The organism is Pseudohaemophilus parahaemolyticus (assembly GCF_938021905.1).
Lineage (GTDB): Bacteria > Pseudomonadota > Gammaproteobacteria > Enterobacterales > Pasteurellaceae > Haemophilus_A > Haemophilus_A parahaemolyticus_B.
In genome coordinates this window covers 1-11,996 of the sequence record NZ_CALIFA010000050.1, presented here as the reverse complement: position 1 = coordinate 11,996, position 11,996 = coordinate 1, and the positions used below count along the sequence as shown (strand labels likewise).

The following is an 11,996-nucleotide window of genomic DNA, read 5'->3' as shown; positions in this document are numbered from 1 at the left end:
AACCTTCGACCAACGGATTAAAAGTCCGCTGCTCTACCGACTGAGCTAACGACCCTTAATACTGCGTAACGAGGGCGTATATTACTATTTTTTTTTATAAGATCAACACTTTTTTCGCCATTTTTGTTTGATTGTATGCTTTATAAACTATCTAGCAAAAAATGAAGCGATAAGATTTCTCTTATCGCTTCTCTATTATTTCTCAATCTTACTTCTCATCAACTCAATCACATCGGTAATTGCTTGCGTTGGGGCAGGGAGTTGGTGTATTACCCAGCGGAATAATTCAGGATCTGGGTAAGTGAGCATTTCAGCGAATGCCTGTTGTTCGGCTTCAGTGAGGCTGTTGAAATGGTTTTGGTAGAACGGCATAATCATTTTATCCAGTTCACGCATCCCACGGCGGCACGCCCATTCCAGTTTAAAGCGGTTAATTTCTGCCATAATTTTACATCCTATTGCACTTCGTTAATTCGTAATTCTTTTGGCACTTCGAAGAACATATTTTCTTCCAAGCCTTCCAAATTTGCCACTTCCGTCACGCCAAGCCCTTTTAAGTGTAAAATCACCGATTGCACTAATACCTCAGGTGCGGAAGCCCCTGCGGTAATGCCAATGGTTTTGACTCCCTCTAACCAGCTTGCCTCAATATCTTCTGGCCCGTCAATTAAGCGTGATTGCACGCCCATACGGCTTGCTAATTCCGCCAAGCGGTTGGAATTTGAAGAGTTTTTCGAACCAATCACCAACACCAGCTGCGACTGTTTTGCCAATTCACGCACCGCTTGTTGGCGATTGGTGGTCGCATAACAAATATCATTTTTACGTGGGCCTTGAATCGCAGGGTATTTCTCTTTCAAAGCCTCAATCACACCGCTCGTGTCATCAATCGAGAGCGTGGTTTGGGTCATAAAGGTCAGCTCATCTTGGTTCGAAACAGGTAAGTTGGCAATATCTTCAACGGATTCCACCAAATAGATGCCGCCCTCTTCGTTATCATACTGCCCCATTGTGCCCAACACTTCAGGATGACCTTCGTGCCCGATTAAAATCGCTTTTGTCCCTTTGCGGCTAGCACGTGCCACTTGCATATGCACTTTCGTTACCAGCGGACACGTTGCATCAAACACTTTCAAGCCTCGACGTTTTGCCTCTTGGCGAACTGCTTGAGAAACGCCGTGAGCGGAGAAAATCACAATTGCATCATCAGGCACTTCGTCCAACTCTTCCACGAAAATCGCCCCTTTTGCTTTCAAACCGTCCACTACAAAGCGGTTGTGTACCACTTCGTGACGCACATAAATCGGTGCACCATGAATTTCTAATGCAAGTTCGACAATCGAAATTGCACGATCTACTCCTGCACAAAATCCTCTAGGATTGGCTAATAAAATCTTCATTTAATCATTCTTCTTGTTTTTCTTTTCAAAAAATGCGGCTAACACCAACAAGCTTGCCCCCACAGAAATAGCAATATCCGCCACGTTAAACGTCGCAAAGTGATAGCCATCCCAATTCCAATAAAAATCAAAGAAATCCACCACATAACCTTGGCAAACATTTAAACGGTTGTAAGGTTCATCAGGCGTAAAACCGAGTAAATTACACTTATCCACGGCACGGTCAATCGCATTACCTAGTGCACCGCCAATAATCAGCGAATAGGCAATATTTTCCCATTTTCTGACCGCTTGCGTTTCTTTATTGCGATAAAGCATCACCGTTAATGCGGCTGAAATCACCACCGCCAAGCCTAAAAAGAAATAGGTTTGCCAACCATCGTGATCGGCTAAAAAGCTAAACGCCGCCCCATAGTTACGTGCGTAAGTAAGGTTAAAAATCGGCAACACATTTACGCTTTCATAAAAACGAAAATGGGTAATCACCGCATATTTCGACCATAAATCGCCCATGATGACTGCTAAACTCAGCCACAACCACCCTAATCCTGTTTTTTTCATCAATTACAGTGCCTCTTCGTTTTCTTCACCTGTGCGAATGCGGATCGCACGCTCCACATCATAGACAAAAATCTTCCCATCGCCGATTTTGCCCGTTTGAGCCACATCTAGAATCGCTTCAATGCACTCATCGACTTGCTCATCGAGCACAATCACTTCCACCTTCACTTTCGGCAAGAAATCAATCGCATATTCTGCCCCGCGGTAAAGCTCGGTGTGCCCTTTTTGTCTGCCAAAACCTTTTACTTCCGTTACCGTCATTCCCGTAATGCCGACATCAGTCAGAGCCTCACGCACATCATCCAATTTAAACGGCTTAATAATCGCCTCGATTTTTTTCATCTTTTGCCCTTTTCGGTTATAAATTGGCATATTGTAGCAAAATTTTGGCGAATCTTTGATATAAATCATGCCACTACCCTGTTCTGATTATGGCATTCACTTATCATAAGCATAGAATCTTGACTAATTTAATTGGTTATTGTTTATTTATTATAATAGGAGTACCTATGTCTTTTGAAATCTCATCTTTTAGCACACAACCACTAGGCAAAATCATTGATTACATTCTGCCCAATTTCCACCAAAAACACCGCTCAGAACTTCCTCTATTAATCGAATTAGCAGAAAAAGTAGAAGATCGCCACGCAGATCACCCTGCTTGTCCGAAAGGTTTGGCTTCAGTCATTCGAAAAGTCTATGACGATTTAACGATGCATATGATGAAAGAGGAACAAGTGCTGTTTCCACTCATTCAATCAGGACGCGGACCAATGGCAGCAGCACCAATTTCGGTAATGGAAGCAGAACACACCGAAGCACACAACGACTTAGCCGATATTATCGCCCTTACGCACGAATTTACCCCACCAGAAGGTGCTTGCACTAGCTGGACAACTCTCTACAACGGCTTAAAAACCTTTGCGACCGATTTAACTAACCACACCGAATTGGAAAATGACGTGTTGTTTGTTAGAGCACTGAGAGGTGATCAAGCTTAATTACCAACATATATACAATAAAAAATCTGCATTTAGATTCCTCTAAAATGCAGATTTTTTATCAATGAATAAGCCTAATGCTATGCTGATTTACGCTTATACGCCCAAAGCATAATCACAATCCCACCAATAATCATCGGGAGTGATAACAACTGACCGCGGGTGACTAAGTCAGCTGCGGTGTTTACTGTTGGATCGAAATCACGTACATATTCCACCAAGAAACGGAACACACCATAGCCAATTAAAAACAAGCCTGCAACCGAACCTGTTGGTCGAGGTTTACGAATAAACACATTCAGCATAATAAACAGCACAACACCTTCGAGGAAAAATTCATAAAGCTGTGAAGGGTGGCGTGGCAAATAACCGCCATTTGGGAACATTACCGCCCAAGGCACATCTGTAACCCTGCCCCAAAGTTCATCGTTAATGAAATTCCCAATTCGCCCCGCCCCTAATCCAAACGGAATAAGCGGTGCAACAAAATCAGCCGTTTGCCAGAATGAGCGAGATTGGCGACGAGAAACCCAAATCATTGCAACAATCACGCCAATTAAACCACCATGAAATGACATCCCACCTTCCCAAATGCGGAAGAGATAAAGCGGATCTTGCAAAAAATGGTCGAAACTGTAGAAGAATACATCGCCAATACGACCGCCTAACACCACTCCCCAAAAGCCTGTGTATAGCAGTTGATCGACATTTTCACTTGTCCAAACACCGTGCGAATTTTTTGCTCGACGCATACCAAGCCAATAGGCAAAACCAAAACCGATGAGGTACATTAAACCGTACCAACGCAGTGAAATCGGACCGATGCTGAAAATAATCGGATCGATTTGAGGGAAAGTTAAAAATTGTGAATTCATAGGGTTCCTTATGTGAATTTCTGTGTAATAAGAATTCTGAAACATTCCCCTCTTTAGCAAAGAGGGGGAGGGGAGATTTGGCAGAAGCCAACCTACCTTGTACATAATGAGACCTAATACATTAAAAATTTAAGTATATTAGGCTATTTAATTATTTTCTTCGTTAATCTCTACTGCCAAATCTCCCCTACCCCTCTTTGCTAAAGAGGGGATTTTTTAGACCCAGTAAAATAATAGCTAACTCAAAAATATCTTCCCAGCCATCACCAACAACAAACAAGCAAAACCTTTTTTAAGGATCGGTACAGGCAAGCTATTTGCTGCGGTTGCACCAAGTTTTGAGGTAAAAAACGAAGTCAGTGTAATACCAACTAACGCAGGCAAATACACATAACCAAGTGAAAATTCAGGCAAATCTGGCACACTCCAACCGCTGGCGATAAAGCTAAACATACCCGCCAAGCCTAAAAACGCTCCGCAGAAAGAAGAAGTACCAATTGAGGTTTTCATCTCCACGCCTCGACCATTTAAAAACGGCACAATAAAACCGCCGCCACCAATGCCCGCAATGCTTGATAACGCCCCGATAATCCCACCTGCGACAACCATACTCTGCTTGGTAAGCGGTCGAATTTTACTTGATTTTTTCAATGAGAAAATCATCTTGCCTGCCATATAGACCACCATCACCGCAAAGAGTTTCTTCGCTACTTGAGCATCTAAACCACTAATAAGTAGCCCGCACAGAAAGACCGAAATCATAATGGACGGCAGCAGTACTTTTGCGATGCTGAAATCGACATTACCTAACTTATGATGGCGTTGTGCGGAAGAAAAGGCGGTGATGACAATAGTTGCAAAAGAAGTACCAAGTGCTGTCGACATCAAATACTCAGGAGGTACACCCACCATTGGGAAGAGATAAACCAACGCGGGCACAATAATTAACCCGCCACCAATACCAAATAAACCAGCTAAAAAGCCGATGAATAAGCCAAGAATAAGGCAGCTAATAAAAAATGCGATCATATAGATTTATCTCCTTTTAAACTTCACTTTGCCTTTACGCTTTTTATAAGGGAATTTATATACCGCTTTTTTATCACTAGAAGGGCTCGATATCACTTCAACAGGAGTCTCTTTTACCATTACTGCTGGCTGCATAAAAGGCTCATTCAATAAAATCGCAGCAAACTCTTTCATTACTCGACGATAAACATCTCGCTTAAAAGAAACCACCTGACGCACAGGGTACCAAAAACTGACCCAACGCCAACCATCAAATTCAGGTGTCTTTGTTGTTTTGAGATTAATATGTGATTCATCACTGATTAATTGAAGCAAAAACCAACGTTGTTTTTGACCAATACAAACAGGATGATTACCTGAATTCTCGCGTACTAAACGTCTTGGCAGTTTATATTTGAGCCAATATTTTGATGCCCAAATCAATCGAACATCCTTTTTAGTTAAGCCAACTTCTTCAAAGAGCTCACGGTACATCGCTGTTTCGATGTTTTCGCCTTCGTTAATGCCTCCTTGTGGAAACTGCCACGAATTTTGCCCAAACCGTTTTGCCCAGAGAACCTGTCCGTACTTATTACAGATAACAATACCCACATTCGGGCGATATCCATCAGAATCGATCACGTCATTCCCTATTCTTAATTAAAAATGGAGAGATTGTTTCATAAATAACCCTATTAGACAAGCGAAAAGCCCTCTGTGGATAATTTTGTGGATAACCGTTGAGATTGAAGTGAAAATCTTAAGGAAAAGTAAGCTAAGTATTTTATTGAGCTTATTTCATCCCTCAAACAACGATCTTCTTTACGATCATTTATACTGGATGAATCCGCATTTTTGCTGAATAAATCACTTTAGCATGGATAAATTTCCAAATGTTTTGTAAAGCATTTTTGCCTCTTCTATTATCACGAATGTTATCCCCATCAGTTGTGGATAAAAATGTGATCAAAAAATAAAATTTGCGTGTATAACTTTACGTGACTTGGTAGTTAACTAAAAAAGATCAGTCAAAACAAGATCTTATACAGATTTGATAAATGCGGAGAAAATAGACCTCTTTCCAGATTATTTTTTAACCATACACATCTACTAGGAAAAATAATACAAAAAAACCGCCTTTCGGCGGTTTCAAATTTTTAAAATATTACGCTAACACAGCTAACGCTGCATCGTAATTTGGCTCTTCTTTAATTTCTGAAACCAATTGGCTGTATAATACTTTATTTTGCTCATCTAACACGATGACTGCACGTGAAGTCAACCCTGCAAGCGGTCCAGTTTGAATATCCACACCCAATTGTGCATGCACAGCGTGGTTGCGGAAAGTTGAAACCGTTTTAGCATTTTCAATCCCTTCTGCTCCGCAGAAACGAGCTTGTGCAAATGGTAAATCGGCTGAAATACAAAGCACAACAGTGTTGTTTAAATCTGCCGCTTGTTGATTAAATTTACGTACAGAAGTCGCACACACACCAGTATCTATACTTGGAAAGATGTTTAATACTTTGCGTTTGCCCGCAAAATTATTTAATGAAATATCGGCTAAATCGTTACCAACTAACGTAAAGTTTTCAACCGTTTCTCCCGCTTGTGGAAAGTGCCCACCAACTTCAATTGGGTTGCCTGCTAATGTTACTGCCATAAAATCCTCTTTATTTATATAAGTGAAAAGCGATTAAACTATACCACGCTTAAAAATCATTTCCACCAATTACAGCTATCTACAATCAAAAACAAAAGCCACAATCTTTCGACTGTGGCTTTATGTGATTTTAAGTAATCAATTAGCTATTACGGCTAACTTCATCAACATCTGGTTGGTGAGTAATACGGTTACGTAAATCGCGACGGATTACCTCAATACTCCAGAACCAGAAAATGTGGCCTACTAATTCAGAAATGTGCTCATATAAAGGCCATTCTGCAACAGGTGGTGTTAAGCCTAACGCTGGGAATGTGATGTAATGAACACAGATGTTTGCGATGATACCCGCACCGATACCTTGCCAGAATTTGATTTTCGGGAAGATTTCAGCAACAACACAGTAACCGATGGCGAACACTAATGAGAAAATCATATGTGTTACACCGATTGAGTTGAATGGATGATCTGCAAAAATGAATGCAACCGTATTATAAGGATCGATACCTATATAATCACGTAAAAATACTGCTGGTGGGTTTAATACCGCACGAGAACATTGCTCTAAAGCATTGCTCATCGTAATTGAGCCTGCATTTAATGCGTCTAAAACAGATTGTGGACACGCAGCAGTGAATAAATCAATTGGGCTACGTGGTGGGAATGGATGCTCTGCCCCCCATTTTACGAAAGCGGAGATGATACCAGCGATGATACCAACAAACACTGCCACGCCATAGCGGCGTCTAGATGGTTCTGAGAATAAGCTCATTTTTGTGTCCTTGAATTAATTTAGAAGATAAAAAATTTCTGAGTTTCGGAAATTGTGCGATTCTACGCCTATTGTTAACCTTAAGCAAATAAAAATACTCAATATGAGTTAGTATTGTTCAGTTGTTCATAAATATTTAATATTTACCAACAATTCTTAACATTTATAAACGATAGAAATGCAAGAGTCCTTTTCAAACGGTCACATTTTGCTGAAAATTTCCCAATGCAAACGTTTGCGTTATCCGTTATAATACGCCCGATTTTTTACTTTTCTTAATACGGAACTGCAATATGACTGTAAAAACCTTTCGTGGCTCTCCTGCTCTTTCAGAATTTCGTTTAACCCAACTTCAACAAAAATTCCAGCAACATCAGCTGCCTGTAACTTCAGTGTATGCAGAGTATTTGCATTTTGTTAAGCAAAATGCACCGCTTGCAGAAGGCGAAATTGCTAAATTACAAGAATTATTGCACTACGGTCCAACCCTTGCGGAACACGAACCTGCCGGCTTTTGTTTAATTGTGACCCCTCGTATAGGGACGATTTCCTCTTGGTCTTCTAAAGCGACCGATATCGCTCACAACTGCGGTTTGGCAAATGTGAGCCGTATTGAGCGTGGTTTGGCGTACTATTTTAGCTTTGAACGTGAGTTAACCGAAGCAGAATTGGCAACGCTAAAAGGTTTATTGCACGACCGTATGTTAGAAACGGTGTTAAATAATGAAGAGGAGGCAGGTTCGCTGTTCACGCAACAAGAGCCAAAACCGTTTACCACTATCGACATTTTAAACGGTGGCCGTCAAGCATTAGAACAAGCAAATATCGAGTTGGGCTTAGCATTAGCTGATGATGAGATGGATTATTTGGTGGAAAATTTTACGGCGTTAAACCGCAATCCGAGCGACATCGAACTCTATATGTTCGCACAGGCAAACTCAGAACACTGCCGCCACAAAATCTTCAATGCAGACTGGACAATCGACGGTGAAAAACAAGAAAAATCGTTATTCAAAATGATCAAAAACACCTTTGAACAAACGCCAGACTACGTTCTTTCTGCGTATAAAGATAACGCTGCGGTAATGGAAGGTTCAACTGTGGGGCGTTGGTTCCCAGATCAAGATGGGCAATATCGTACACATCAAGAAGATGCCCACATATTAATGAAAGTAGAAACCCATAATCACCCAACGGCAATTTCGCCATTCCCTGGTGCGGCAACAGGTTCGGGTGGAGAAATCCGTGATGAGGGTGCAACAGGGCGTGGTGCAAAACCAAAAGCAGGTTTAACAGGCTTTTCGGTATCTAACCTTGTGATTCCAGACTTCAAACAGCCGTGGGAAAATGATCTATCTAAACCAAATCGCATCGCTTCCGCTTTAGATATTATGATTGAAGGTCCATTAGGTGGTGCTGCGTTTAACAACGAATTTGGTCGCCCTGCGTTGCTTGGTTATTTCCGTACCTATGAAGAAAAAGTAAACAGCTTTGCGGGCGAAGAAGTCCGTGGCTACCACAAGCCAATTATGTTGGCAGGCGGTATTGGTAACATTCGTGCCGAACACGTTCAAAAAGGCGAAATTCCAGTAGGTGCAAAACTCGTGGTGCTTGGCGGTCCTGCAATGAACATCGGTTTAGGTGGTGGTGCGGCTTCTTCAATGGCTTCTGGCAAATCAAAAGAAGATTTAGATTTTGCTTCTGTACAACGTGAAAATCCAGAGATGGAACGTCGTTGCCAAGAGGTAATCGACCGTTGCTGGCAGTTAGGCGAAGAAAATCCAATCGCATTCATCCATGATGTGGGTGCGGGCGGTTTATCAAATGCGATGCCTGAACTGGTTCACGATGGCGATCGCGGTGGTAAGTTCGACCTTCGCTCGATTCTGTGCGATGAAAAAGGGATGTCGCCGCTTGAAATTTGGTGTAACGAATCGCAAGAGCGTTATGTGTTAGCGGTTGCCGCAGATAAATTAGCTCAATTTGAAGAGATCTGCCGCCGTGAGCGTGCACCTTATGCGGTGATTGGCGAAGCGACCAAAGAGAAACACTTAACCTTACACGACAACCACTTTGACAACAATCCGATTGATTTACCGATGAATGTATTGCTCGGCAAAACCCCGAAAATGCACCGTGAAGTTTCGTCAAAAACTGTGGAAAATCAACCGCTTGATCAGCAAGGCATTCAATTAAAAGAAGCACTGCACCGTGTGTTACGCTTACCTGTAGTGGCAGAAAAAACCTTCTTAATCACCATCGGTGACAGGTCTGTTACAGGGATGGTAGCACGCGATCAGATGGTCGGTCCGTGGCAAATCCCAGTGTCTGATGTTGCCATAACTACCGCTTCATTAGACAGCTATCACGGTGAGGCGATGACGATGGGCGAACGTGCACCTGTTGCTTTATTAGACTTCGGAGCTTCTGCACGTTTAGCAGTAGCGGAATCTATTACCAATATCGCCGCAACCAACATTGGCGACATAAAACGCATTAAACTTTCTGCGAACTGGATGAGTGCCGCAGGTCATACAGGCGAAGATGCAGGCTTATACGAAGCCGTGAAAGCGGTGGGCGAAGAGCTCTGCCCTGCATTAGGCTTAACTATTCCAGTAGGTAAAGACTCCATGTCAATGCGTACCACTTGGGAAGAAAATGGCGAGCAAAAAGCTGTGACTGCACCACTTTCATTAGTAATTTCTGCGTTCGCTCGTGTGGAAGATGTGCGTAAAACTATCACCCCACAACTTCGCACCGACAAAGGCTTATCCAGCCTGTTACTCATCGACTTAGGAGAAGGCAACAACCGCCTAGGTGCAACCGCACTGGCTCAAGTGTATAAACAATTGGGCGATAAACCAGCAGACGTAGTCAACGTGCAACGCTTAAAAGATTTTTACAACGCAATGCAAGCGTTAGTGGCAGAAGATCAATTGTTGGCGTATCACGACCGTTCAGATGGCGGTTTAATTACGACATTAGCAGAAATGGCGTTTGCGGGGCATTGCGGGGTGGAAGTAGATATTTCAGCTTTGGGCGATAACGACTTAGCAGTATTATTCAACGAAGAGTTAGGTGCGGTAATCCAAGTTGCTGATAGCCAATTAGAAAGCGTGCGTGAAATGTTAAAAGCACATAACTTGCTTGGCATCACCCACGAACTTGGTGCGGTAACTGCTGATGACCGCTTTGAGATCAGCCGTAGCAGCCGTAAATTACTCAGCGAAAAACGCTCTGAATTACGTGGTATTTGGGCAGAATTAACCCACCAAATGCAACGTTTACGCGACAACCCAGAGTGTGCTGACCAAGAGTTTGAAGCTAAGAAAAACCCAGCAGATAAAGGTTTATCAGCATTCTTAACTTACGATGTGAACGAAGATATTACCGCACCATTTATCAACAAAGGTGTGAAACCAACCATTGCGATCTTACGTGAACAAGGCGTAAACAGCCATTACGAAATGGCGGCTGCATTCGACCGTGCAGGCTTTAATGCGATTGACGTGCATATGTCTGACTTAATGACTGGTCGTCGCAATCTTGCCGACTTCAATGCATTAGTGGCGTGTGGCGGCTTCTCTTACGGCGACGTATTAGGTGCAGGTGGTGGCTGGGCGAAATCAATTCTCTTCAATCCACAACTACGTGACCAATTCAGCCAGTTTTTTGCGAATCCGAATACCCTTGCTTTAGGCGTATGTAATGGTTGTCAAATGGTATCAAACTTAGCAGAAATTATCCCTGGCACAGAAAACTGGCCACGTTTCGTTCGCAACAAATCTGAACGTTTTGAAGCACGTGCAGCGATGGTGAAAATCAATGACACCAACTCATTATGGTTTAAAGGGATGGCGGGTTCACATATGCCGATTGCTGTCTCTCATGGGGAAGGTCAAGTTGAGTTCAACTCTACTGAACAACTAGCGGGCTTAAAAGCCCAAGGATTAATTGCAGCACAATACATCGACAACAACGGCAACTCAACCGAAGTTTATCCAGCCAACCCGAACGGCTCGGTGGAAGGGATTACTGCGATTAACAATGTGGACGGTCGTGTCGCCATTATGATGCCTCATCCAGAACGTGTATTCCGTGCTGTGAGCAACTCATGGTATCCAGAAGATTGGACAGAAGACGGTGCGTGGATGAGATTGTTTAGAAATGCGAGAGTAGCATTGAAGTAACTTATTCATACTTTATGATTAATTGGCAATAACAAAAAAGTTATTGCCTTTTTTATGAGGGCATATTATAGAAAAAAGAAAGTATCAATTAGAAAACATATTACATTTGATAACATTCTTAGATATGAAAATCTATTAAACTTATTTTTACAAATTAGTACTGCTATAGGTACAAATGTGACATTTATATATTTATTTGGATATATACACAATGACACTAAATAGCATACTTATAACCTTAGTATAAAAAACCTTATGCAAACATTTTCCTAAAAATGATGATTTTAATTTGATAAAGAAAGTAGCTAAACAAAAAATTTATCTCAAAACTTCTTACAAAATTAGAGATATAAACAAACTAATATACTACCAGTCTGTAGGGGAGGAATCCTTACCTAAGAAATGTATGTAAGAATATATAAATAAAAAAACCTACTAAAAAATTTAGTAGGTTTTCTTTATTATAAATTAATGGCAGGGGCGGAGAGGCTCGAACTCCCAACACCCGGTTTTGGAGACCGGTGCT

The 11,996-nt window shown here is 42.0% G+C and carries 10 protein-coding genes and 1 pseudogene; 2 read left to right on the top strand and 9 right to left on the bottom strand.

Annotated features, from left to right (window positions below; genetic code table 11):
- Positions 1-195 precede the first annotated feature (195 nt).
- The 4 genes from QMF79_RS04835 to glnB are packed head-to-tail and all read right to left on the bottom strand — an operon-like array spanning position 196 to position 2,303.
- Positions 196-444, bottom strand: a complete 249-nt coding sequence (locus tag QMF79_RS04835; protein WP_281772965.1) for a succinate dehydrogenase assembly factor 2 — start codon at positions 442-444, stop codon at positions 196-198.
- An 11-nt stretch (positions 445-455) separates the two neighbouring features.
- Positions 456-1,400 carry a 4-hydroxy-3-methylbut-2-enyl diphosphate reductase gene (gene ispH / locus QMF79_RS04830; protein ID WP_281772964.1) on the bottom strand — a complete coding sequence of 315 codons (945 nt, stop codon included), beginning with the start codon at positions 1,398-1,400 and terminating at the stop codon, positions 456-458.
- Positions 1,401-1,961 carry a signal peptidase II gene (gene lspA, locus QMF79_RS04825; protein WP_281772966.1) on the bottom strand — a complete coding sequence of 187 codons (561 nt, stop codon included), beginning with the start codon at positions 1,959-1,961 and terminating at the stop codon, positions 1,401-1,403.
- A gap of 3 nt (positions 1,962-1,964) precedes the next feature.
- Positions 1,965-2,303 carry a nitrogen regulatory protein P-II gene (gene glnB / locus QMF79_RS04820; RefSeq protein WP_040218943.1) on the bottom strand — a complete coding sequence of 113 codons (339 nt, stop codon included), beginning with the start codon at positions 2,301-2,303 and terminating at the stop codon, positions 1,965-1,967.
- Between the two features lie 167 nt (positions 2,304-2,470).
- Between glnB and QMF79_RS04815 the strand changes: the two genes are divergently transcribed.
- A complete protein-coding gene (locus QMF79_RS04815) occupies positions 2,471-2,962 on the top strand; it encodes a hemerythrin domain-containing protein (protein ID WP_040218929.1) in 492 nt (163 codons plus the stop codon).
- An 80-nt stretch (positions 2,963-3,042) separates the two neighbouring features.
- On the opposite strand, the gene lgt is transcribed toward QMF79_RS04815, so the two are convergent.
- From lgt to QMF79_RS04790, 5 genes and pseudogenes are all read right to left on the bottom strand, one after another.
- Positions 3,043-3,837 (bottom strand): prolipoprotein diacylglyceryl transferase, encoded by a 795-nt coding sequence (gene lgt, locus QMF79_RS04810; protein WP_281772963.1) that lies wholly within the window; start codon positions 3,835-3,837, stop codon positions 3,043-3,045.
- A 237-nt stretch (positions 3,838-4,074) separates the two neighbouring features.
- On the bottom strand, positions 4,075-4,866 hold the full coding sequence (locus QMF79_RS04805) for a sulfite exporter TauE/SafE family protein (RefSeq protein ID WP_281772962.1): 792 nt from the start codon (positions 4,864-4,866) through the stop codon (positions 4,075-4,077).
- A 141-nt stretch (positions 4,867-5,007) separates the two neighbouring features.
- Positions 5,008-5,487 (bottom strand): annotated as a pseudogene (gene rppH / locus QMF79_RS04800) (RNA pyrophosphohydrolase); the annotation flags it as partial.
- A 523-nt stretch (positions 5,488-6,010) separates the two neighbouring features.
- The gene (tpx, locus tag QMF79_RS04795; protein WP_119222239.1) at positions 6,011-6,508 is read right to left on the bottom strand and encodes a thiol peroxidase; all 498 of its coding nucleotides are present in this window, start codon (positions 6,506-6,508) and stop codon (positions 6,011-6,013) included.
- A gap of 142 nt (positions 6,509-6,650) precedes the next feature.
- Positions 6,651-7,280 carry a YagU family protein gene (locus tag QMF79_RS04790; protein ID WP_281772961.1) on the bottom strand — a complete coding sequence of 210 codons (630 nt, stop codon included), beginning with the start codon at positions 7,278-7,280 and terminating at the stop codon, positions 6,651-6,653.
- A gap of 293 nt (positions 7,281-7,573) precedes the next feature.
- Between QMF79_RS04790 and purL the strand changes: the two genes are divergently transcribed.
- Entirely contained in the window at positions 7,574-11,470 is a 3,897-nt protein-coding gene (purL, locus tag QMF79_RS04785) for a phosphoribosylformylglycinamidine synthase (protein ID WP_281772960.1), read from the top strand.
- The last annotated feature ends 526 nt before the right edge of the window (positions 11,471-11,996 follow it).

Bases quoted from the DNA above. Each gene is read 5' to 3' on its own strand.
- QMF79_RS04805 (WP_281772962.1), bottom strand. From the start codon at position 4,866: ATGATCGCATTTTTTATTAGCTGCCTTATTCTTGGCTTATTCATCGGC.
- QMF79_RS04815 (WP_040218929.1), top strand. From the start codon at position 2,471: ATGTCTTTTGAAATCTCATCTTTTAGCACACAACCACTAGGCAAAATC.
- QMF79_RS04790 (WP_281772961.1), bottom strand. From the start codon at position 7,280: ATGAGCTTATTCTCAGAACCATCTAGACGCCGCTATGGCGTGGCAGTG.
- tpx (WP_119222239.1), bottom strand. From the start codon at position 6,508: ATGGCAGTAACATTAGCAGGCAACCCAATTGAAGTTGGTGGGCACTTT.
- lgt (WP_281772963.1), bottom strand. From the start codon at position 3,837: ATGAATTCACAATTTTTAACTTTCCCTCAAATCGATCCGATTATTTTC.
- QMF79_RS04835 (WP_281772965.1), bottom strand. From the start codon at position 444: ATGGCAGAAATTAACCGCTTTAAACTGGAATGGGCGTGCCGCCGTGGG.
- glnB (WP_040218943.1), bottom strand. From the start codon at position 2,303: ATGAAAAAAATCGAGGCGATTATTAAGCCGTTTAAATTGGATGATGTG.
- purL (WP_281772960.1), top strand. From the start codon at position 7,574: ATGACTGTAAAAACCTTTCGTGGCTCTCCTGCTCTTTCAGAATTTCGT.
- lspA (WP_281772966.1), bottom strand. From the start codon at position 1,961: ATGAAAAAAACAGGATTAGGGTGGTTGTGGCTGAGTTTAGCAGTCATC.
- ispH (WP_281772964.1), bottom strand. From the start codon at position 1,400: ATGAAGATTTTATTAGCCAATCCTAGAGGATTTTGTGCAGGAGTAGAT.